The sequence below is a fragment of the Nesterenkonia sp. K-15-9-6 genome (assembly GCF_052656005.1).
On sequence record NZ_JBQYEY010000007.1, the window covers coordinates 79,779 to 100,428 of the forward strand.

The window sequence follows — 20,650 nt, forward strand, 5'->3', positions numbered from 1 at the left end:
CATGAACACCCTGGCCGACGAACCCACCCGTGACAGCGCACAGCCCCACGACCCCGCCCTGCCGGATCCTGAGGAGCTGGCCACCCGCGAGGAGATCGAGACGCTGCAGCTGACCCGACTGCAGCACACCGTCCGGCACGCCTACGACAACGTCCCCGCCTACCGCGCGCTCTACGACGCCCACGGCGTGGGACCCGATGACCTGCGCAGCCTGGAGGACCTGGCGAAGTTCCCCTTCACCGACAAGGAGTTCCTGCGGGCGGCCTACCCGTTCAAGGCCTTCGCCGTGCCCATGGAACAGGTCCGCCGGATCCACGCCTCCTCGGGCACCACCGGTCGCCCCACCGTGGTGGGCTACACGCAGGACGACATCGACGTCTGGGCGTCGCTGTTGGCCCGCTGTCTGCGATTCTCGGGCGTCCGGCCGGGCGACCTCGTCCACAACGCCTACGGCTACGGCCTGTTCACCGGTGGCCTGGGCGCCCATTACGGCATCGAGAGGCTCGGCGGCACCGTGATTCCGATGTCCGGCGGACAGTCCGAGAAGCAGGTGCAGCTGATCCAGGACTTCCGGCCCCGCGTCATCCTGTGCACGCCCACCTACCTGCTGGCCCTGGCCGACACGTTCCGGGAAGCCGGCATCGATCCGCGCTCCACCTCCCTGGAGATCGCGGTGCTCGGCGCCGAACCGTGGACCGAGCAGATGCGGCATGAGATCGAGGAGACCTTCGCGATCCGGGCCTGCGACATCTATGGCCTCTCCGAGATCATGGGCCCGGGCGTGGCCGGCGAGTCCTGGGAGCTGCAGGACGGCTCCACCATCTGGGAGGACCACTTCCGCCCCGAGATCATCGATCCGATCACCGAGGAGCCGCTGCCCACGGGGGAGGACGGCGAGCTGGTGTTCACCACGCTCACCAAGCAGGCGCTGCCGATCATCCGCTACCGCACCCATGACCTGACCCGGCTGATGCCGGGCACCGACCGGCCGGGGCATCGACGCATGGCCCGGATCACCGGTCGCAGCGATGACATGATCATCCTGCGCGGGGTGAACCTGTTCCCCTCCCAGATCGAAGAGATCGCCCTGGAGATCGAGGAGCTCTCCCCGCACTTCCAGCTGCGCCTGAGCCGCCCAGGAACCATGGACGAGATGACGGTCCACATCGAGCGCCGGCCGGAGTGCGACGGCGCGGCCGCCGACTCCGCCGGCGCTGAGCTCGCCCGCCGCATCAAAGTCCGCATCGGCACCAGCTGCCGAGTATCGGTGGAGGAGCCGGGATCGCTGGCCCGCTCCTCCGGAAAGCTGCGGCGCATCTACGACGAGCGTCCGCGGCAGGCCGGATAGCCTGATGCCCATGACGACCACCCCCACCTCTTCCGGGACCTCGCGCCGCGGGCGGCCCGGCTATGACCGCGAGGCCCTGCTGACCGTCTGCGTGGAGGCCTTCAACCGCCACGGCTACGAGGCCACCTCCATGGGAGCGCTGTCCCGGGAGCTGGGCATCTCCAAGTCCGCGATCTACCACCACGTCTCCTCCAAGGAGGAGATCCTGGACATCGCGCTGAACCGGTCGCTGGCGGAGCTGGAGCGCGTGGTCAGCGAGGCCGAGGCGCTCGGCGCCCCGGCGGTGGACGAGCTGGAGACCATCATCCGGGAGTCGGTGAAGGTCCTGACCGCCTCGCTGCCGTACGTGACGCTGCTGCTGCGGCTGCGCGGCAACTCGGAGATGGAGGTCAAGGCCCTGCAGCGACGCCGGGAGATCACCCTGCGGATCGCAGAGCTGATCCGTCAGGCCCAGGCCGACGGCGACCTGCGTGACGACGTCGACGCCCGCACCGCCTCGCGCCTGGCCATGGGCATGGTCAACTCCCTGGTGGACTGGTACCGCCCGCAGGACGGGCAGCCCGACGACGCCCTGGCCGCGACGGTCACCCACCTGCTGCTGGACGGGCTGCGTTCCCCGCGGAGCTGACGCCGCCACCACATCCTTCTGCCGCCGATCGGGCGATGCGAGTGCCCACCGAAGGCTTCACGGCCGACGAGGCCCGTCGCATCGCCCGATCGGTGCGTTCCCGCACCTGTCCTGGACCAGATATCCCCAGGTCATCGTGTGTTGACCATCACACCTACCCTGCTATACTGAACGAACGGTCGGTAATTCAGGCGACGGAAACGAGGACCAGCATGTCGGCAGAGCACCCTTCCCAGGACCCCCACGCACCGCAGCTCCGCCTGTCGGACGACTCCGACGCGTCCGCGGCCGCGGACGCCGCGCGGGCCGGTCAGGAGCGCTTCGAGGAGCTCATCGCCGCAGACTCCCGAGTGGAGCCGCGGGACTGGATGCCCGAGCCGTACCGCAAGACCCTGGTCCGCCAGGTCTCCCAGCACGCGCACTCGGAGATCATCGGGATGCAGCCGGAGGGCAACTGGATCTCCCGCGCCCCGAGCCTGAAGCGCAAGGCCATCCTCATGGCCAAGGTCCAGGACGAGGCCGGCCACGGACTCTACCTCTACTCCGCAGCCGAGACGCTGGGCACTCCGCGGGACGAGATGTTCGACCAGCTCTACACGGGCCGCGCGAAGTACTCCTCCATCTTCAACTACCCGGCCCGGACCTGGGCCGACGTCGGCGCCATCGGCTGGCTGGTCGACGGCGCGGCCATCACCAACCAGGTACCCCTGTGCCGCGCCTCCTACGGGCCCTACGGACGCGCGATGGTACGCGTCTGCAAGGAGGAGTCCTTCCACCAGCGGCAGGGCTGGGAGATCCTCTACACGCTCTCCCACGGCACCGAGGAACAGCATCAGATGGCCCAGGACGCCGTGGACCGCTTCTACGGACCTGCCCTCCAGATGTTCGGCCCGCCGGACAGCGACTCCCCCAACTCCGGACAGTCCATGGCGTGGAACATCAAGCGCTTCTCCAACGACGAGCTGCGCCAGCGCTTCGTGGACATGATCGTCCCCCAGGCCGAGGCCCTGGGGCTGACGCTGCCGGACCCCGACCTGCAGTGGAACGAGGAGCGCGGCCACTACGACTTCGGCGAGCTGGACTGGGACGAGTTCTTCTCCGTGCTCAAGGGCAACGGCCCGCTGAGCCGCCAGCGCCTGGAGCACTACCGCCGCGCCCGTGACGAGGGCGCGTGGGTGCGCGAGGCCGCCGCGGCCTACGCCGGCCGCCAGCACCAGGAACAGGCCGCCCTCGCCGGCGCCTGATCCATCGGCTCGTCACATCCCATCACCCTTCGACTCCCGAGACACCCTCAGGAAAGGCGAGGCCCATGACCTCCATCGACCCCGCAGACTCCGGCTCGTGGCCCCTGTGGGAGGTGTTCATCCGCTCCTCCCGCGGACTCTCCCACGTCCACGCCGGCTCGCTGCACGCCCCGGACGCCACCATGGCGCTGCGCAACGCCCGGGACCTCTACACCCGGCGCAACGAGGGCACCTCGGTGTGGGTGGTGCCGGCCGAGGCAATCATGGCCTCCGACCCCGACTCCAAGGGCGGGTTCTTCGAGTCCCCGCAGGGCAAGAGCTACCGTCACGCCACCTACTACACGCAGTCGGAGGGGGTGAAGCACCTGTGAGCTTCGCATCCCACGACTCCGCCACGCGCCAGTCCCAGGGCGAGGCGATCACCCCGGAGGAGATCGCCGCCTCCGACGCCGTCGCCGACGAGGCCACCGCCCGCTACGCGATGATCCTCGGCGACGACGCCCTGATGCTCTCCCAGCGCCTCAGCTCCTGGATCTCCCGCGCCCCTGAGCTGGAGGAGGACGTCGCGCTGGCCAACATCGCCCTGGATCTGCTGGGACATGCCCGCTTCCTGCTCACCTATGCGGGCACCGCCTGGGGCAAGACCGAGGACGATCTGGCCTACTTCCGCGATGAGGAGGAGTTCCGCTCCTGCCGTCTCGTGGAGCAGGAGAACGGGGACTTCGGCCGCACGATCGCCCGCCAGCTGATCTTCAGCACCTATCAGCACCAGCTCTACAGCCGGCTGGTCCACTCCACCGACCCGACCCTGGCCGCCATCGCGGACAAGGCACTCAAGGAGGTCCAGTACCATCAGGACCATGCCGCCCAGTGGACCCTGAGGCTCGGACTGGGCACCGAGGAGTCCAGCCGCCGCATCCAGGACGGGCTGGACTCGCTGTGGTCCTACGTGGAGGAGCTGTTCCTCGACGTCGACCCGATCCCCGCACTCGGCGACGTCGCAGTCCTGCCCTCCAGCCTGCGCGATGACACCCTGCACCAGCTGCAGGAGATGATCGAGGCCGCCGGCCTCACCGTGCCCGAGATCTCCGGGGCCTACGGCTCGGACCGGACGGGACGGTTCTCGGAGCAGCGAGGCTTCATCCTCGCGGAGATGCAGGTGCTCGCGCGTCAGCACCCCGGAGCGAGCTGGTGAGCATCGCAGTCCGGACCCGAGCCGGCAGGACGGAGGACGCCATGAGCGCACGCTATGAGACCCCTGACCCACGCCAGGCCTCCCGCATCGTGGCAGAGACCATGATGGCCGGCCACCCGTCGCTCGCGCCGACCGCTGAGACGGCGGAACCAGCCGTCGACGGCGGCCGGGAGCGCACCCTGTGGGAGATCGCGGCCACGGTCAACGACCCGGAGATCCCTGTGCTGTCCATCGAGGACCTCGGCATCCTGCGCGACGCCCGCCTCGACGAGGACGGGACCGCCGTCGTCGTGATCACCCCCACCTACTCCGGCTGCCCCGCCATGGACACCATCACCTCCGATGTCCGGGAGGCACTGCGCGCCGCCGGCCATGAGCGCGTCCGCGTGGAGACCGTGCTGCAGCCGGCCTGGACCACCGATTGGATGACCGAGGCCGGAAAGGCCAAGCTGCGTGCCTACGGGATCGCTCCGCCCACCGGGCGGGCCGCCGTCGGACCTGTACGGGTAGGGCTGAGCGTGAAGTGCCCGCACTGCGACTCCCCGGACACCCGTGAGATGACCCGCTTCGGCTCCACCGCCTGCAAGGCCCTCTACCAGTGCCGGCAGTGCCTGGAACCCTTCGACCACTTCAAGGTGCACTGATGCAGATCAAGACCACCAAGCGCCGTCGTGCGAAGTTCTCCACCCTCACCGTCTCCGAGGTGCGGCGACTCACCCCCGACTCGGTGGAGGTCACCTTCGCCGTGCCGGAGGAGCTCCAGGACGACTTCGACTACGCCCCCGGCCAGTACGTGGCGCTGCGCGCTGAGATCGACGGCCAGCAGGTCCGACGCTCCTACTCGCTGTGTCAGGAGCCCACCCGCGGCGAGATCCGGATCGCCATCAAGCGCGACCTCGGCGGATCCTTCTCCACCTGGGCCAACGAGCACCTCTCCCCCGGCGACACCCTGCAGGTGATGAACCCCTCCGGGACCTTCGTCTCCAGGACGGCCATCACCTCCATGAACCGGCCCGAGGAGCTCGCCGCCGAGGCCGTGGCCGGCCGCCCCGATGTGCACCTGGTGGCCTTCGCCGCGGGCTCCGGGATCACCCCGATCATGGCGATCGCCCGCTCTGTGCTGGCCGCCTCGGACAGCTCGACCTTCGACCTGGTCTACGCCAACCGTTCCGCCGGCGACGTCATGTTCGCCGAAGAGCTGGGCGATCTGAAGGACCGCCACCCCTCCCGGCTGGCGATCCACCATGTGCTCAGCCGCGAGCAGCGCATCAACCCGCTGCTGACCGGTCGGATCGACGTCGAGAAGCTCGGCGACCTCCTGGACAAGGTGCTCCGTGTGCCCGAGACCGACGAATGGTTCCTCTGCGGACCCTTCGAGCTGGTCCAGCTGGTCCGCGACCAGCTCGCCGCCCGCGGCGTGCCGGAGGAGAAGGTCCGCTTCGAGCTGTTCACCACCGGCCGCCCGGACCGCCCCGAGGGACATCAGGGCCGCCGGGTGGAACAGGAGGCCGACGGCGAGACCGTGGAGATCGAGTTCACCCTCGACGGGCTGACCGGCCAGGTGACCTCTCCGAAGGGATCCGGGGAGACCGTGCTCAATGCGGCGCTGCGCTCCCGCTCGGACGTGCCCTTCGCCTGCGCAGGCGGCGTCTGCGGCACCTGCCGGGCCAAGGTGGTGCGCGGGGAGTTTGAGATGGAGGAGAACTACGCCCTAGAGACCGACGAGCTCGAGGCCGGCTATGTGCTCACCTGCCAGACCCGTCCCACCGCGGAGAAGCTCGTGGTGGACTACGACGCCTGACACGGCCCCGATCCCACCCACCTGCCCGACCCCGACCCACCCAGACCCGCCCGCCCCGCCTACTGACGTGCCGCTGAGGAGCCGCCCTGTGATCCGCACCCACCTCGACGACGGCCTGGCCGAGATCGTCCTGGACGCCCCGAAGAAGCTGAACTCCCTGGACGAGGAGGCCTTGTCGGCACTGGACGACGCCTATCGGCAGGCCGAGGAGGCCGGAGTGCGCGCGGTGCTGCTGCGCGGCGAGGGCAAGGGGTTCTGCGCCGGGCGGGACATCTCCGGGGTGGACCCCGCCACCGACGACGCCCTGGGCTATCTGCAGGAGAAGGTCACCCCGGTGCTTCGCCGGATGGCGGACTTCCCCGCGCCGACCTTCGCCGCCGTGCAAGGCCCCTGCCTGGGGGTCGGGCTGGGGCTGGCCATCGCCACCGACGTCGTCTATGTGGCCCAGGACGCGAAGATCGGTTCCCCGTTCGCCGCGCTGGGCGCCACCCTGGACTCGGGCGGCCACGCCCTGTTCACCGAGCGGCTGGGGGCGCACCGCACCCTGGACCTGATCTACACCGGCGACCTGATGTCCGGAGCCGAGGCGGTGGCCTCCGGGCTGTTCTCCCGCGCACTGCCGGCCGAGGAGCTGGTGGACTTCACCCGCGAGAAGGCCCGCCGGGCGGCCTCCGGCGCGACGCTGGCGTTCCGCGAGTCCAAGGCGCTGGTAGCCCGGGTGCGGGATGAGCGGATCGGGCTGTGGGAGTCCCTCGAGGAGGAGAACCGGGCCCAGGGGCGGCTCTGCGACTCCGCGGACTACGCCGAGGGCTTCGCGGCCTTCCAGCAGAAGCGGACGCCCACCTTCCGCGGCGAGTGACGCGACGGGCGACAGGGACGCCCCGAGTCAGGATCAGCCGGACCCCGACGACGTCAGTGCCGTCTCGCCTCCGCCCCCCGCGGAGCGAGAGCGGGCGATCTGAGCTTTGTTCTGCTCGCCCCACTCGCCGAGGGGACCCGCCGCCAGGATGAGCGTGCGGCCGATCGGCGTCAGCGAGTATTCGACCCGCGGAGGAACTTCGCGATACACCTCACGATGGACGACGCCGTCGCGTTCAAGTTCTCTGAGCTGGCTCGTCAGCACCTTCTCGGAGATGCCCGGCAAACCACGCCGCACCTCAGCGAAGCGCCGCGCCCCCTCCGAAAGCTCCCAGATGATGAAGAGCTTCCATTTGCCGCCCACCACCGCCACCGCAGCGTCCAGGCCGCAGCTGAACTCAGAATCCTCAGACATGATCGGCACACTATCAAAGAGGTAAGTACCCCACTTCAAAGTGGGTACTTGCCACAGTGGCGGTGGGGTCAGAGGATCGACGCATGATCACTTCTCGCACCGCAATCCTGGGCTTGGGAGCCATGGGAACCGTCTTGGCCTCCGTCATGCTCCGCGCTGAACGTCCCGTCATCGTCTGGAACCGCACGCAGCACAGGGCCACTCCCCTGGTCGATCAGGGAGCAGACGCCGCAGACACTGCCGTCGCAGCGATAGGTACAGCCGACATGACCGTGGTGTGTGTCAGCGACAACTCCGTCGTCGAGGAGCTTCTCATAGGGGCGGACCTCGCCGGCCGGACGATCGTGAACCTCACCAACGGCACACCGGCCGAGTCGCGAGCACTGTCCGATCAGGTCGTGGGCCAGGGCGGGACCTACCTGGACGGGGCGGTCCTCGCCACACCCGAACTCGTCGGCACCCCCGGTGCCCGCATTCTGCTGTGCGGGCCCGAGTCGCTCGACCACGAGGTGTACGACCGGCTGTCCCCGCTCGGGGAGATCCAGTGGGTCGGCAGCGACGCAGGAGCCGCCTCACTGCTCGACGCAGCATTGCTGAGCAGCATGTACGGGATCTTCGCCGGCGGACTGCAGGCCTATGCGCTCGCCCGAACCCACATGCCGCCGACGCAGTTCGCGCCGCTGCTCCACGGCTGGATGACGGCGATGCTCCCCTACGTGCCGAGCTTCGGCGAGCGCGTGGAGGACGGACAGTTCGAGGAAGGCGTCACCTCCTCCCTCGGCATGCAGGTTCCTGCCATGGACGCCATCCGCGCCACGGCTCGAGACGCCGGAGTGAGGGATCTGCTCGGACCCATGGGCGAGGTGATGCGCGGAGCGCAGGCGGCCGGTCACGGCACCCAGGACATCTCTGTCCTGGTCGAGCACCTCGCCACGGGCGCCCAGGGCCCGGCCTCGTCCCCTGAGCAGCTCGGCCTCCTGCTGGTGGAGCGATACAACGCCCAGGACCTGGATGGCCTGGTGGACCTCTATGAGCCCGATGCCGTCCTGGAGCTGCCGGACGGGACACAGGCCGTCGGACACACCGCCATCCGGTCGACGTACCAGACCCTGATGGAGGCCTCCGTCCCCTTCGAGGCTGACTTCACGGCCACCACGTATCACCACGGCGACGTGGCCCTGGTGAACACCAGAACCCGGGACAATGTGACATCCGAGCTGGCCAGCAGGCAGCCGGCGGGCGGATGGCGATGGGTGGTCGATCGGCCGCAGAGCATCTGAGTCGTCCCGCCGACAACTGTGGAGGGCGTCAGGACCAGTCCATCCGAGACCCCCCCCCAGGCCTCAGTCCTCGTCGCCAGCGTCGTCGTCCTGCCGGTGCTCCTGGACCCGGACGTCCTCGAACCTCCACGGGTCGAAGCCCTCTCGATCCTCCCACTCGGACTCCACCGGGATGTCGATGGTCACCTCCTCGCTGGAGACCAGGGGCCAGACCACGGTGACGACTCCCCGGACACCTTCGGCCGCACCGTAGCCCCCGCCGAAGTACTGGTCAGCCATGGGCGAATACCAGGGGAGGTCGTCGATGATGAACTCCCCGTCCTCGTCCACTCCGGAGACGAATCCCTTCCCGCTCATCTCCAGAGGGAAGACCCGGCTGTCACCGATCAGCAGGGTCACCGCATCCGCCTGTCCCCCGTCGGCCAGCGCATCGAGGTCATCCCGCTCGCCGCCGGGGCCGAAGCTGAACGGCCAGGCCAACGAGCCTGAGCTGTCGTGGCCGTCCGCGTTCTGGGTGATCTCCACCGAGAGACGACCCACCAGCAGGCTGTCCACCTGATAGAGCTCCTCCACGGCGACCTCCGCGGATCGGCCGTCCTCCGCGGTGACCTGCAAGACGTCGTCAGCCGCACCCACCGGGCCCTGCGGCTCCGCCGGCTCGCCGATCTGCTCCAGGTCGCTGAGGTCCTCCAGGTCCGGGAGCTCGAGCGCAGCTCCACGCGTCGGTTCTGCGCCCGCCCCTCCTCGGTCTCGTTGTCCGCCACCGGTTCCTGGAAGTTCCGGCCCTCCACGGTGATGTCGAAGCCGGAGAGGTCGGTGAGGTCGTCGAGCCGGTCATGGACCGACCCCGCACGCCGTTCCGAGAGCGCCTGGTTGTAGTCCTCGTCGAGCACGTCATCGGTGTGCCCGATGATGAACAGCTCTCCGCCGTCGAGACGCTCCAGCTCCTCGGCTGCGGCCTGCAGTGCGGCGTCGGCGTCGTCATCGAGCTCGTGCTCGTCGACGTCGAAGAGCACGTCGGAGGGCATCGTCAAGGTGGCCTGGCCGTCGTCGTCGCGGATGGTCACGTCTCCGCCGTCACGCTCCCGGTAGACGTCCCCCGGGTAGGTGCGGGCCTCGAGCCGCTCCGGCGGGTGCTCCAGATCCTCCAGCATGTGATAGCCCTCACGCAGCTCATCCTCGAGATCCTCAGGGTCCACCACCTCGATGTCTTCGACCAGCCCGAAGTACGGCAGCAGCATGGCAGTCTCGTCGAAGCCCGTGTCGCCGAAGTAGGCGATCCAGCTGGCCCGCTGGCCGGGCAGGATGTATTCCTCGTCGAGCCCGTAGAAGTCCAGAGGCTGCTCACCGTCGGAGCTGACCGCCGTCATCTGGATCTCCAGAGTGACAGGGTCCACGATCCTCACCTCGGCGGGCTGCTCCGTATGGGACATCAGCACATGCGAGAGATCCAGGGCGCCTTCGTCACTCAGCAGTTCGAACTCAAGTCGCGCGGCCAGGTAGTCCTCCCCCTGGAACGGGGTGCGGACCAGCGGCAGCACGGTGACCTGGGCCTCGACCTCCATGCCATGATCGAAGTCCCACAGCTCGGTGGTCACGACCGTCCCGGCGTCCCCCCAGCCATCCGGCGCGTCAGGGTCGATCAGCACCTCCCCGTGCACGTCCTGATCGGGCTCGTCCGACTCCTCCGACTCCTCCGGCTCGTCGCCGTCGTCGTCCTCACCGGACTCGTCACCGGACTCGTCACCGGACTCGTCACCGGGCTCGTCGTCGTCGGCGGCCTCCTGCACGTCGGGGGTGCTCGCCGGCTCCGCGGGGCCCTCAGCCTCCCCCAGCGGGATGCAGCCGGAGGCGAGGAGCATCACCAACGCCGTCACCGCCGTCGGGGCGGACCAGGTCCGTGAACCGTCTGCCGCAGCCATGCCGTCCCCTTCCGCCCACGTTCGCCAGTGTGGCGTTCACTATTGCAAACAGCCGGTGGGGTGTCAAGGGGTGCAGGCTCCTCCGCGACGCCGACGAGGCGCCCCATGCCGCCCCGACCAGATGACGGGACCCCTCCCAGCTGGGAGGGGTCCCGTCATCAGAGTGAGGAGGATGGGCTCGACGGCTCAGCGGACCGTCGGCTCAGAGAGTCACGCCCACTCGGGCTTCTTCTCCTTCGCCACCCGGGTGAGGACGTCGTAGGTCGCGACGACCTCGTCGTGCTGGTTGTGCAGCACCGTGTCCCAGCGGACCTCGCCGTAGTCGTCGGTCTCGCGCGGGATGATCTGCTTGGCGGTCAGCGTCACGCGGATCGAGTCGTCGTAGGTGACCGGTGTCTGGAAGGAGAGGTTCTCCAGGCCGGTGTTGGCCAGCACCGGCCCCGGGGCCGGCTCCACGAACAGCCCGGCGGCCCAGGAGACCAGCAGGTACCCGTGAGCCACCCGGCGCGGGAAGAACGGGTTGGCCGTCGCCGCCTCCTCATCCGTGTGCGCGTAGAAGGTGTCCCCGGTGGACTCGGCGAAGGCGAGGATGTCCTCGAGGTCGACCGTCCGCAGGCCAGAGGCGAACTGGTCGCCGATGCGCAGCTCGGCCAGTGACTTCCGGAACGGGTGGACGGCCTCGCCGCTGGCCACCGTGGCCGGGGTGGCGGTGTTGGCGCGGGCGCCCCGGTGCCACACTCCGGTGACGCCGGTGAGCAGGTCCGGGGAACCCTGGACGGCGGTGCGCTGCATGTAGTGCTTCACCGCTCGCACGCCGCCGAGCTCCTCGCCGCCGCCGGCGCGGCCGGGTCCGCCGTGGACCAGGTGCGGCAGGGGCGAGCCGTGGCCGGTGGAGGTCTTGGCGTCGTCGCGGTCCAGGAACAGCACGCGCCCGTGGTGGGAGCCGATGCCGCGAGCGAAGGCCGCTGCGGTCTCCGGGTCATGGGTGCAGACGGTGGCCACCAGGGAGCCGCCGCCCAGCGCCGCCAGTTCGACGGCGTCGTCGACGTCCGCATAGCCCAGCACGGAGGTGACCGGCCCGAAGGCTTCCACGGCGTGCACCTCGGGAGTGCGGGCGTCGTCGAAGGACAGCACGGTGGGTGGGAAGAACGCGCCGGCCTCGGCATCGGCGGTGCCGACGTCGCCCTCGGGTCCCCCCAGGCAGAGGGTGCCCCCGGCGCTCAGCAGGGTCTGCACGGCACGGCCCACTTCGGCCTGCTGGTCCTTCGAAGCCAGTGCCCCGACGGTGGTGGCCTCGTCGCGCGGGTCGCCGAGGACCACGCGAGACTCCAGCCGGCTCCGCAGCGCCTCGACCACGGCGTCCACATGCTCGCTGGGCACGATGGTCCGCCGCACGGCGGTGCACTTCTGCCCGGCCTTGGCGGTCATCTCCAGGGTCACCGACGTGATGAAGGCGTCGAACTCGGGGGTCCCCGGCCCGGCGTCAGGGCCCAGGATGGCCGCATTGAGCGAGTCGGTCTCGGCGGTGAAGCGGACGCCGCCCTCCTGGACGTTGCGGTGGGAGCGGAGCATCTGCGCCGTGGCCGCCGACCCGGTGAAGGCCACGTGGTCGCGATGGTCCAGGTGGTCGAGCAGATCCCGGGCGGAGCCGGAGATCAGCTGGATCGCGCCGTCGGGCACCAGCCCGGACTCCAGCATCAGCCGCACGCAGGCCTGCGTGACGTAGGCGGTCTGGCTGGCAGGCTTGACGATGGTCGGCACTCCGGCGATGAAGCTGGGCCCGAGTTTCTCGAGCATGCCCCACACCGGGAAGTTGAAGGCGTTGATCTGCACGGCGGCGCCGGTGAGCCGGGTGTAGATGTGCTCGCCGAGGAAGGAGCCGTCCCGGGAGAGCTGCTCGACGTCGCCGTCGATGATGACGTTGGTGTTCGGCAGCTCCTTGCGCCCCTTGGAGGAGAACACGCGCAGGGTGCCGATGCCGCCGTCGACGTCGATCAGATGATCACGGCGCGTGGCGCCGGTGCGGTCGGAGAGCGCGTAGAGCTCCTCCTTGTGCTCGTCCAGGTAGCCGGCGATGTGCTTCAGGCGCAGCGCGCGCTGGTGGATGGTCAGCTCGCCCAGCCCGGCCTGCCCGACGCTGCGGGCATGCTCGACGGCGGCACGGGTGTCGAGGCCGTCGGTGGAGATGCGGCACACCGGCTCTCCGGTGGAGGCGTCGTGGACCTCGGCGACCTTCTGCGGGTCCTCCGGCGTCCACCAGGAGTCCTGGATGTAGCTGGGCAGCAGGTCGACGACGGCGGCCTCGGCGGTGGGGGCTGTGGCGGTCATGGCGTCCTCTCGACGGCGGCGTAACTGACCGAACGGTCGGTAATCATGATCATACTAACGTGATCGCGGCCACTTTTCGAGGGGCAGTCGATGCGGACCGAGACCCCATCCACCGAGACGGAGCCTCAGCCCTCCGGCGCCACGGCATGCCGATGCTCGGCGTGATCGTCGAAGATCAAGGCGGTCTGCGTGGACTGCACACAGGACAGTGACTGGATCCGCTCGAAGATCACCCGGCGCAGCTCCTCCACCGTGCGCGTGCGGACCAGCAGCACGGCGTCGTACTGCCCGCCCACCAGGGCCAGGTGCCGCACCGCCGGCTCGTCGGCGAGCGCCGAGCGCAGCACCTCCCAGTCATCCTGCTTGAGCGTGAGGAACACATAGGCCGCCGTCGCGAGGCCTGCGGCGCGAGGGTCGATGACCGCCGTGTAGCCACGCAGCACCCCGGCCTCACGAAGCCGCGCGATGCGCTCATAGGCGTTGGCCCGAGACAGGTGGAGCTCCTGGGCGATGCTGGTGACCGATTTCCGCGCATCCGCACTCAGCGCAGCCAGGATGCGATGGTCGACGGCATCCAGCGGCCGCATGCTCGACGAAGTGGTGTCCGGCAGACTGCTCATATCGCTGGACGATACCACCGCCAGAACCAGCCATCGAGGACAGATCGTCCAGCCGACAGCCCGCCGAGTGAGACGACGTCTTGGATGTCCGGCAGAGCTGGAGACCTCGCCATGAGCTGGGTCACACTCGAAGCATCACCCGTGATGCACCGATGCCGCGACCCCCGCGCCGGCGACACCTTCGAGGAGGCTGACAGCCATGACCCCCGGCACAGCACCAGCCGACGAGACCACCCCCACCGGGGAGGCCTCGCCGCACGCGCAGCAGCCCGACCAGGCCGCCGACGACGGACCGCGAGCCGGAGCCGGGTCCACGCGCACCGACGTGGACCCGCGCTTCGCCCCGGAGGTCCCGGGCCATGAGAAGGCCGAACAGGCCACCCATATCTGGGAGACGAGCCGCCGCTTCGGGATCACCCCGGAGCAGTACATGCTCCCGGCCGGCCAGCAGATCCGCATGCTGGCCCCCGACGGCACCCTGATCCCGGAGGACCAGCAGGGCACCAGCCCCGGCCACGAGTACCCCCTGCCGGAGGACGAGGCCCTGCTGGCAGCCTATGAGGCCCTGGTGGTCGGCCGCCGGATCAACGACCAGAACTACGCCCTGGTCCGGCAGGGCCGCCTGGCCGTCTACCCCTCCTCCCACGGGCAGGAGGCCTGCCAGGTGGGCGCCGCTCTCGCCCTGGGCGACGGCGACTGGATGTTCCCCACCTACCGGGACACGGTCGCGGTGATCACCCGCGGCGTCGACCCGCTGGAGGTCATGGTCTCCTTCCGCGGCGACTGGCACTGCGGATACGACCCGCACCAGTACCAGGTCTCCGCACTCTCCACCCCGCTGACCACCCAGCTGCTGCACGCGGTCGGCGTCGCCCACGCCGCGAAGCTGCGCGGCGAGGACACCGTGGTGCTGGCCATGTGCGGCGACGGCGCCACCAGTGAGGGCGACTTCCACGAGGCGCTGAACTTCGCCGCCGTCTTCGAGGTTCCGGTGGTCTTCTTCGTGCAGAACAACGGGTATGCGATCTCGGTGCCGCTGTCGCACCAGTCGGCCGCGCCCTCCCTGGCGCACAAGGCCATCGGCTACGGCATGGCGGGCGAACAGGTGGACGGCAACGACATGGTCGCCGTGCTGGCCACCCTCCGCCGCGCCGTCGACCTGGCCCGGGAGCATTCCATGCCGCTGCTGCTGGAAGCCACCACCTACCGGATGCAGGCCCACACCAACGCCGACGACGACACCCGCTACCGGGACGCGGATGAGGTGGAGCTGTGGAAGGAGCGCGATCCGCTGCTGCGGATGAAGCGGTTCCTCTCCGGCAAGGGCGTGCTCGACGACGCCGTCGAGTCCCGCATCAGCGCCACGGCCGAGGAGGTGGCCGCCTCCCTGCGCCAGGCGATGACCACCGAGCCGGCCATGGACCCGCTGGAGATCTTCGATCACGTCTACTCCGCCCCCACCGCCCAGCTGCGCGAGCAGCGCGCCCAGCTGGCCGACGAGCTCGAGCGCAGCCAGGAGGACTGACCATGGCCACCACCACAGAGACCACCAGCACCGCCGAGACTTCCCCCGCCTCCGCCGCGGGCGACACCTCGCCCACCGGAGTGAAGGCCACCACCTTCGCCGCGGCGCTGAACACCGCGATGTCCGACGCCATGGAGCACGACGACGCCGTCTGCGTCTTCGGCGAGGACGTGGGCACCCTCGGCGGCGTCTTCCGCATCACCGACGGGCTGACCCAGCGCTTCGGCGAGAACCGCTGCTTCGACACCCCGCTGGCCGAGTCCGGGATCGCCGGCATGGCCACTGGCATGGCGATCAACGGCATGAAGCCGGTGATCGAGATGCAGTTCGACGCCTTCGCATACCCGGCGCTGGAGCAGATCTTCAGCCACATCGCCAAGCTGGCCAACCGTACTCGCGGCCACGTGCGCCTGCCGATGGTGATCCGGGTGCCCTACGGCGGCGGAGTCGGCGGCGTGGAGCACCACTGCGACTCCTCCGAGGCGTACTACGCCCACACCCCCGGCCTGAAGGTCTACACCCCGGCCACCGTGGCGGATGCCTACCTCATGCTGCGGGAGGCCATCGACTCCCCCGATCCCGTGGTCTTCTTCGAGCCGAAGAAGCTCTACTGGACCAAGGAGCAGGTCGACCTGGCCGCGCTGCGCCGCCGGTATGAGTCTGGCGCCGCGGACGCCGGGGTGGGCACCGAGGGCCGCGCCGTCGTCGTCCGCGAGGGCTCCGACGTCTCCCTGATCAGCTACGGGCCCTCCGTCTCCGTGGCGCTGAAGGCAGCCCAGGCCGCCGCCGAGGAGGGCATCTCCGCCGAGGTCCTGGACCTGCGCAGCATCGTGCCCTTCGACGACGACGCGCTGACCGCCACCGTGGAGAAGACCGGCCGCGCCGTGGTGATCGCCGAGCCGCAGGGTTTCGTCTCGGTGGCCGGTGAGATCGTGGCCCGCATCCAGGAGCGCTGCTTCCACTCCCTCTCCTCCCCGGTGCGGCGGGTCACCGGTTTCGACATCCCGTATCCGTCGCCGAAGCTCGAGGAGCACCACCTGCCCAGCGTGGACCGGATCCTGGATACCCTCGACGAGTTGCAGTGGGAGGACTGAGATGACCACGTTCGACCTGCCCGACCTGGGCGAAGGCCTGACCGAGGCCACCCTGCTGAGCTGGCTCGTGGACGAGGGCGACATGATCGAGGTCGACCAGCCGATCGCCGAGGTGGAGACTGCGAAGTCGTCCATCGAAGTCCCCTCCCCCTACGCCGGAATCGTGGTGCGCCTGCACGGCGCGGTCGGCGAGACGCTCATCGTGGACGAACCGCTGATCACCGTGGACACCGACGGCGGCGGCGGGTTCGACGACGCCGCCGGGCCGAGCGCGGCCGCAGGCTCCTCCGCGGGTGCGCTGAGCTACCGCGAGGAGGAGCGGGCCGGGACCGCGGTCCCCGCCGACGGCGGCGGGGAGGAGACCCTTCAGGACACGGGCGACGAAGGCTCTGGGAACGTGCTGATCGGCTACGGCACCTCCGCCTCAGCCGGCGCCCGCCGTCGTCGCCGTCGCGCCGGTGGCTCGAGCCAGTCGCCCGCCGGCCCTCGCGCGGGGAGTGCACTCGCCGTGGCGGAGCGTCCCGCGCAGAAGGCACCGCGGGTCTCCTCTCCGCTGGTCCGCCGACTGGCGCGGGAGCATTCCGTTCCGCTGACCGGACTGACGGGCACGGGCCCGGACGGGCTGATCATCCGCGCCGACGTGCTGGCCGCCGTGGAGTCGCGCGGCGCGGCGCCCGCCCAGGACCAGCAGACTGCTCAGGCGCCGGCGTCGGCTGGCCCGGTGTCGACGGACTCTGTGTCGACTTCGCCGTCCCTGCCGGCTCCCGGCGGGCTCGAGATCCGCGAGCGGGTCGCTGTGACCGGCATCCGCAAGGCCGTGGCCACCACGCTCTCCCGCTCCCGCCGGGAGATCCCGGAGGCCACCGTGTGGCAGGACGTGGACGCCACCGAGCTGCTGGCGCTGCGGGCCCGCCTGAAGCGTCAGGCGGAGGCCGAAGGCTCCTCCGCGCCCTCACTGCTCGCACTCATCGGCCGGTTCGTGCTGGCCGGGCTGTCCCGCCACCCGGAGCTGGCCACCCGGGTGGACACCCGGGAGGACGGTGAGCAGGAGATCGTCCACTTCGACGGGGTGAACCTGGGCTTCGCCGCCCAGACCGACACCGGACTGGTGGTGCCGGTGGTCCGGCATGCCGAGCGACTCTCCGCCCGTGAGCTGCACGGCGAGATCGGCCGACTCGTGGGGGCCGCCCGCGACGGCTCCATCTCCGGCAAGGAGCTCACCGGCGGCACGTTCACGGTGAACAACTACGGGGTCTTCGGCTCCGACGGGGCCACTCCGATCATCAACCACCCGGAGGTCGCGATCCTGGGGATCGGACGCATCCTGGACCGCCCCTGGGCGGTGGACGGGGAGCTGACGGTGCGCAGCATCACCACGCTCACCCTGGCCTTCGACCACCGGGTCTGCGACGGCGGCACCGCCGGAGGGTTCCTCGACTTCGTGGCACGCTGCGTAGAGGACCCCACCACAGCCCTGGCAGATCTCTGAGCCGCTCCCCACCGCCCGGACCCCACAGAGCCGGTCCCACTGAGCCGGTCCCACTGAGCCGGTCCCTCGGACCGCCCGCAGGATCACTCGCACCCTGCACGACGGCCGGGACACGGCCCACCTCCGCGTGACTCCACGCAGCGGTGGCCGCGTCCCGGCCGTCTCGTCAGAATCCTTCACCTGGACGCTGTCTCCATCGAGGAGTCACTTTCCCTCACGCCACAGGCCGGTGCAACCACCGATAGACCCCGCCGCGCGTCAGCCCTCCCTGATGTGCGGGAGAATGACTCCTCGAGGCGAACCGCATCGAGCCGAGCCGCAGCACCTCACCCAGGCACGCGCGCGAGCAGGCGATCCACCGCCCACAGCAGGCACGCCAGCAGCAGATACCCGCCCAGGATGGCGCCGACGTACACCCCGACCCCGGCGTAGCCCATCCCGGGGACGTCGAGGATGTCATAGGGGTACCAGTCGATCAGCGGCCCTCGTCCGAGGGTGACGGCCAGCCAGCCCAACGGCACCAGCAGGGACAGCGCCACCACCTTGCCGGTGATGACTCCTCGCGGCCCGACCAGCAGCCAGACGGCCGGCACCAGGATCGGCACGATGACATGCAGCACCGTGTCATTGACCCACCGCACCCCGGTGAGCACGTCCGGGCCCCGCAGGAGCAGGTTGAACACCACTCCGGTGATGATCACGCTCACCACCGCGCAGAGCCGCAGGGCATGGAAGACCGTGGAGGTCCGAGGCACCCGAACCGCCAGCATCGCCGAGGTCAGGCAGGCCAGGAACCCGGAGAGCACTGTGAAGTAGGCGGGCTGGTTGAGGGTGTGCTCCCACCCGGCGGCGAATCCTCCGTGATAGCCGACCCCGACGGGCAGGCTGGTCTCCGTGGTCCACCCCAGGTGCACCGAGGTCACCAGGCCCACGGCACACAGGGCCGCGACGACGGCGTGCAGGCCCCGCGCCGTCGTCGACTCCTCCCACCGGCCAGGGCCGAAGGGTCGCGGCTCCGCTGCGTCCTGGCGTGCGCTCAGGGCACCTCCTGTGTGCTCGTCGCCGGCCACCTCAGGGAGTCCGCTTCAGGACAGCCCGATCAGGACAGCCCGATCAGGATAGCCGGATAGGGACATCCGGATCAGGAGGGCCGGCGGGTCAGTCCTGAGGGTAGTCGTAGAAGCCCTTGCCGGTCTTCCTCCCGAGCTCTCCACGGGCCACCATGTCCCGCATCAGCTGCGGCGGGGCGAAGCGCTCCCCCAGCTGGGACTCGAGGTACTCGGCGATCCCGAGCCGTATGTCCAGGCCCACGATGTCGGTCAGCGCGAGGGGACCGATCGGGAACTTGTAGCCCAGCACCATGGCGTTGTCGATGTCCTGCGGGCTCGCCACGCCCTCCTCCACCATCCGGATGGCTTCGAGTCCGATCGCGACCCCCAGCCGGGAGGAGGCGAAGCCCGGAGCGTCGTTCACCACCACCGGCGTCTTGCCCAGCGCCTGTACCCACTGCGGGCTGCGGCGAGTCAGCTCCTCGCCGGTGGTCTCGGCGAGCACCACCTCCACGAGCTTGGAGGCCGGCACAGGGTTGAAGAAGTGCAGTCCGCAGAACCGCTCGGGGCGCTGCAGGTGCTCGGCCAGTCCGGTCACGGACAGCGAGCTGGTGTTGGTGGCCAGCCACGCCTCCGCGGAGAGCTGCTGCTCCGCCCGGCGCAGGGAGGAGGTCTTCAGCGCCATGTACTCCGGCACAGCCTCGATGACCAGCCCGCAGCGGGCGAAGGCGGTCACGTCGTCGGTGGTGGTGAGCTTCGCCGTCCAGTCGGTCAGCTCACCGCTGATCTTGCCGCGTTCCAGGGAAGCGGCGACGTCGGCCTCGATGCGCCCTCGGGCAGCCTCCGCGGCTTCGGCGGAGACGTCGACGACGACCACCTCCTCGGCTCCCGAGACGAGGAAGGCGTGGGCGATGCCTCCGCCCATGCGCCCTCCCCCCAGGACACCGACGATGGCGGGCAGGGTGGCGCCTCGGGCGGGCTCAACGGTCTGGGGGGTGCTCATGCGTCGTCTCCGGTGTTCTTCTCGGCGGCCTGGCGTCGCTTCCGATCCAGGAAGGCCTGCATGCGGTCGAACTTCGCCTCGGACTCGAAGAGGATCGCCTGGGCGAGGTTGTCGATCTGCGGGTGGGCCTCCCGCGGCATGTGGAAGACCTGCTTGGAGATCCGTACCGCCAGAGGGTCCTGCCTCGCGATGCGATCGGCGAGCGCATGGGCGGCCTCGGACAGCTCCTCCGCCGGGTGGACGGCGTTGAGGAGCCCGTGGGCCAGAGCCTCGTCGGCGTCGAGGATGCGCCCGGCCAGCAGGATCTCCTTGGCCATCGCTTCCCCGGCGAGCTCGCGCAGCCGCCACAGTGCCCCGGCGGCGGGGATGATGCCCAGTCCGGTCTCCGGCTGGCCGATCCTCAGCTCACGGGTGCCGAGTCGGAAGTCGGCGGCCCAGGCGAGCTCGGCCCCGCCGCCGAGGGCGTAGCCGTCGAGGGCGGCGATGACCGGCATGGGCAGCTTGGCGATCCGGTCGAAGACCGTGGAGTTGACGCCGCGCAGGGCGTCGTCGCGGCGGCGTGCACGCAGCTGGCCGATGTCGGCTCCGGAGGCGAAGACCCCCGGTCGGCCGGTCTGCGGCTCCGGGTCGGTGCCGGAGAGGATCAGGATCTTCGGGTGATGCTCCAGGTGGGCGCACAGCGCGTGAAGCTCGTCGACCATCGTCGCGTCGATGGCGTTGCGGACCTCGGGTCGGTCCAGTTGGGCGTGGAGACGATCGTCGGTCTCGGTGACGCGGAGGGTGGTGAAGGCAGCGGCGTCGAGCCGGGGTCCGTTCTGGTCGGAGGAGTGCGGCGCAGGGGTCTCAGTCAT

20 protein-coding genes are annotated in these 20,650 nt (G+C 69.9%); 12 read left to right on the top strand and 8 right to left on the bottom strand.

Translation table 11 applies throughout. The features are described from left to right. The first annotated feature begins 1 nt into the window (after position 1). The 8 genes from SD455_RS06395 to SD455_RS06430 all read left to right on the top strand — a co-directional run bounded on the left by SD455_RS06395 (position 2) and on the right by SD455_RS06430 (position 7,075). Positions 2 to 1,348 carry an AMP-binding protein gene (locus tag SD455_RS06395; protein ID WP_311025776.1) on the top strand — a complete coding sequence of 449 codons (1,347 nt, stop codon included), beginning with the start codon at positions 2 to 4 and terminating at the stop codon, positions 1,346 to 1,348. 10 nt (positions 1,349 to 1,358) lie between these two features. Then, complete coding sequence (locus SD455_RS06400) at positions 1,359 to 1,976, top strand: TetR/AcrR family transcriptional regulator (RefSeq protein WP_070158952.1); 618 nt, start codon at positions 1,359 to 1,361, stop codon at positions 1,974 to 1,976. Positions 1,977 to 2,188: 212 nt separating this feature from the next. After that, positions 2,189 to 3,220 (top strand): 1,2-phenylacetyl-CoA epoxidase subunit PaaA, encoded by a 1,032-nt coding sequence (gene paaA, locus SD455_RS06405; RefSeq protein WP_445507574.1) that lies wholly within the window; start codon positions 2,189 to 2,191, stop codon positions 3,218 to 3,220. Between the two features lie 65 nt (positions 3,221 to 3,285). Then, a complete protein-coding gene (gene paaB, locus SD455_RS06410; protein WP_070158946.1) occupies positions 3,286 to 3,591 on the top strand; it encodes a 1,2-phenylacetyl-CoA epoxidase subunit PaaB in 306 nt (101 codons plus the stop codon). Next, on the top strand, positions 3,588 to 4,415 hold the full coding sequence (gene paaC / locus SD455_RS06415; RefSeq protein ID WP_445507575.1) for a 1,2-phenylacetyl-CoA epoxidase subunit PaaC: 828 nt from the start codon (positions 3,588 to 3,590) through the stop codon (positions 4,413 to 4,415). Before paaB ends, paaC begins: the two co-directional genes overlap by 4 nt. 104 nt (positions 4,416 to 4,519) lie before the next feature. After that, positions 4,520 to 5,059, top strand: a complete 540-nt coding sequence (paaD, locus tag SD455_RS06420) for a 1,2-phenylacetyl-CoA epoxidase subunit PaaD (RefSeq protein ID WP_445507606.1) — start codon at positions 4,520 to 4,522, stop codon at positions 5,057 to 5,059. Then, complete coding sequence (gene paaE, locus SD455_RS06425) at positions 5,059 to 6,216, top strand: 1,2-phenylacetyl-CoA epoxidase subunit PaaE (protein ID WP_445507576.1); 1,158 nt, start codon at positions 5,059 to 5,061, stop codon at positions 6,214 to 6,216. The genes paaD and paaE overlap by 1 nt, the downstream gene beginning before the upstream one ends. A gap of 88 nt (positions 6,217 to 6,304) precedes the next feature. Then, complete coding sequence (locus tag SD455_RS06430) at positions 6,305 to 7,075, top strand: enoyl-CoA hydratase/isomerase family protein (RefSeq protein ID WP_445507577.1); 771 nt, start codon at positions 6,305 to 6,307, stop codon at positions 7,073 to 7,075. Between the two features lie 33 nt (positions 7,076 to 7,108). Here SD455_RS06430 and SD455_RS06435 read toward each other — a convergent pair whose 3' ends face one another. After that, positions 7,109 to 7,489 (bottom strand): winged helix-turn-helix transcriptional regulator, encoded by a 381-nt coding sequence (locus SD455_RS06435; RefSeq protein WP_445507578.1) that lies wholly within the window; start codon positions 7,487 to 7,489, stop codon positions 7,109 to 7,111. An 83-nt stretch (positions 7,490 to 7,572) separates the two neighbouring features. On the opposite strand from SD455_RS06435, the gene SD455_RS06440 reads away from it, so the two are divergent. Next, the gene (locus SD455_RS06440; RefSeq protein ID WP_445507579.1) at positions 7,573 to 8,769 is read left to right on the top strand and encodes an imine reductase family protein; all 1,197 of its coding nucleotides are present in this window, start codon (positions 7,573 to 7,575) and stop codon (positions 8,767 to 8,769) included. A gap of 63 nt (positions 8,770 to 8,832) precedes the next feature. On the opposite strand, the gene SD455_RS06445 is transcribed toward SD455_RS06440, so the two are convergent. The 4 genes from SD455_RS06445 to SD455_RS06460 all read right to left on the bottom strand — a co-directional run bounded on the left by SD455_RS06445 (position 8,833) and on the right by SD455_RS06460 (position 13,639). Next, positions 8,833 to 9,168 (bottom strand): hypothetical protein, encoded by a 336-nt coding sequence (locus tag SD455_RS06445; RefSeq protein WP_445507580.1) that lies wholly within the window; start codon positions 9,166 to 9,168, stop codon positions 8,833 to 8,835. Beyond that, the gene (locus tag SD455_RS06450; RefSeq protein WP_445507581.1) at positions 9,165 to 10,691 is read right to left on the bottom strand and encodes an OmpA family protein; all 1,527 of its coding nucleotides are present in this window, start codon (positions 10,689 to 10,691) and stop codon (positions 9,165 to 9,167) included. Before SD455_RS06450 ends, SD455_RS06445 begins: the two co-directional genes overlap by 4 nt. Before the next feature lie 210 nt (positions 10,692 to 10,901). Further along, entirely contained in the window at positions 10,902 to 13,019 is a 2,118-nt protein-coding gene (gene paaZ / locus SD455_RS06455) for a phenylacetic acid degradation bifunctional protein PaaZ (protein WP_445507582.1), read from the bottom strand. A 125-nt stretch (positions 13,020 to 13,144) separates the two neighbouring features. Continuing rightward, positions 13,145 to 13,639 carry an Lrp/AsnC family transcriptional regulator gene (locus tag SD455_RS06460; protein WP_311025768.1) on the bottom strand — a complete coding sequence of 165 codons (495 nt, stop codon included), beginning with the start codon at positions 13,637 to 13,639 and terminating at the stop codon, positions 13,145 to 13,147. A gap of 199 nt (positions 13,640 to 13,838) precedes the next feature. Between SD455_RS06460 and pdhA the strand changes: the two genes are divergently transcribed. The 3 genes from pdhA to SD455_RS06475 are packed head-to-tail and all read left to right on the top strand — an operon-like array spanning position 13,839 to position 17,747. After that, a complete protein-coding gene (gene pdhA, locus SD455_RS06465) occupies positions 13,839 to 15,164 on the top strand; it encodes a pyruvate dehydrogenase (acetyl-transferring) E1 component subunit alpha (protein ID WP_445507583.1) in 1,326 nt (441 codons plus the stop codon). A gap of 2 nt (positions 15,165 to 15,166) precedes the next feature. Further along, a complete protein-coding gene (locus tag SD455_RS06470) occupies positions 15,167 to 16,258 on the top strand; it encodes an alpha-ketoacid dehydrogenase subunit beta (protein ID WP_445507584.1) in 1,092 nt (363 codons plus the stop codon). Position 16,259: 1 nt separating this feature from the next. After that, complete coding sequence (locus SD455_RS06475) at positions 16,260 to 17,747, top strand: dihydrolipoamide acetyltransferase family protein (RefSeq protein WP_445507585.1); 1,488 nt, start codon at positions 16,260 to 16,262, stop codon at positions 17,745 to 17,747. 326 nt (positions 17,748 to 18,073) lie between these two features. Here SD455_RS06475 and SD455_RS06480 read toward each other — a convergent pair whose 3' ends face one another. The 3 genes from SD455_RS06480 to SD455_RS06490 form a co-directional block, all read right to left on the bottom strand. After that, complete coding sequence (locus SD455_RS06480) at positions 18,074 to 18,817, bottom strand: Pr6Pr family membrane protein (RefSeq protein ID WP_344682531.1); 744 nt, start codon at positions 18,815 to 18,817, stop codon at positions 18,074 to 18,076. An 88-nt stretch (positions 18,818 to 18,905) separates the two neighbouring features. After that, positions 18,906 to 19,799, bottom strand: coding sequence for a 3-hydroxyacyl-CoA dehydrogenase family protein (locus SD455_RS06485; protein WP_445507586.1), 894 nt, complete (start codon positions 19,797 to 19,799; stop codon positions 18,906 to 18,908). Then, entirely contained in the window at positions 19,796 to 20,650 is an 855-nt protein-coding gene (locus SD455_RS06490; RefSeq protein WP_445507587.1) for an enoyl-CoA hydratase/isomerase family protein, read from the bottom strand. Before SD455_RS06490 ends, SD455_RS06485 begins: the two co-directional genes overlap by 4 nt.

Excerpts from the sequence above, each read along its gene's own strand:
- SD455_RS06460 (WP_311025768.1), bottom strand. The coding sequence starts at position 13,639 with ATGAGCAGTCTGCCGGACACCACTTCGTCGAGCATGCGGCCGCTGGAT.
- paaE (WP_445507576.1), top strand. The coding sequence starts at position 5,059 with ATGCAGATCAAGACCACCAAGCGCCGTCGTGCGAAGTTCTCCACCCTC.
- SD455_RS06470 (WP_445507584.1), top strand. The coding sequence starts at position 15,167 with ATGGCCACCACCACAGAGACCACCAGCACCGCCGAGACTTCCCCCGCC.
- paaD (WP_445507606.1), top strand. The coding sequence starts at position 4,520 with ATGGCCGGCCACCCGTCGCTCGCGCCGACCGCTGAGACGGCGGAACCA.
- paaB (WP_070158946.1), top strand. The coding sequence starts at position 3,286 with ATGACCTCCATCGACCCCGCAGACTCCGGCTCGTGGCCCCTGTGGGAG.
- SD455_RS06475 (WP_445507585.1), top strand. The coding sequence starts at position 16,260 with ATGACCACGTTCGACCTGCCCGACCTGGGCGAAGGCCTGACCGAGGCC.
- SD455_RS06435 (WP_445507578.1), bottom strand. The coding sequence starts at position 7,489 with ATGTCTGAGGATTCTGAGTTCAGCTGCGGCCTGGACGCTGCGGTGGCG.
- SD455_RS06440 (WP_445507579.1), top strand. The coding sequence starts at position 7,573 with ATGATCACTTCTCGCACCGCAATCCTGGGCTTGGGAGCCATGGGAACC.
- SD455_RS06395 (WP_311025776.1), top strand. The coding sequence starts at position 2 with ATGAACACCCTGGCCGACGAACCCACCCGTGACAGCGCACAGCCCCAC.
- paaA (WP_445507574.1), top strand. The coding sequence starts at position 2,189 with ATGTCGGCAGAGCACCCTTCCCAGGACCCCCACGCACCGCAGCTCCGC.
- pdhA (WP_445507583.1), top strand. The coding sequence starts at position 13,839 with ATGACCCCCGGCACAGCACCAGCCGACGAGACCACCCCCACCGGGGAG.
- paaZ (WP_445507582.1), bottom strand. The coding sequence starts at position 13,019 with ATGACCGCCACAGCCCCCACCGCCGAGGCCGCCGTCGTCGACCTGCTG.
- SD455_RS06450 (WP_445507581.1), bottom strand. The coding sequence starts at position 10,691 with ATGGCTGCGGCAGACGGTTCACGGACCTGGTCCGCCCCGACGGCGGTG.
- SD455_RS06490 (WP_445507587.1), bottom strand. The coding sequence starts at position 20,650 with ATGACTGAGACCCCTGCGCCGCACTCCTCCGACCAGAACGGACCCCGG.
- SD455_RS06485 (WP_445507586.1), bottom strand. The coding sequence starts at position 19,799 with ATGAGCACCCCCCAGACCGTTGAGCCCGCCCGAGGCGCCACCCTGCCC.
- SD455_RS06400 (WP_070158952.1), top strand. The coding sequence starts at position 1,359 with ATGACGACCACCCCCACCTCTTCCGGGACCTCGCGCCGCGGGCGGCCC.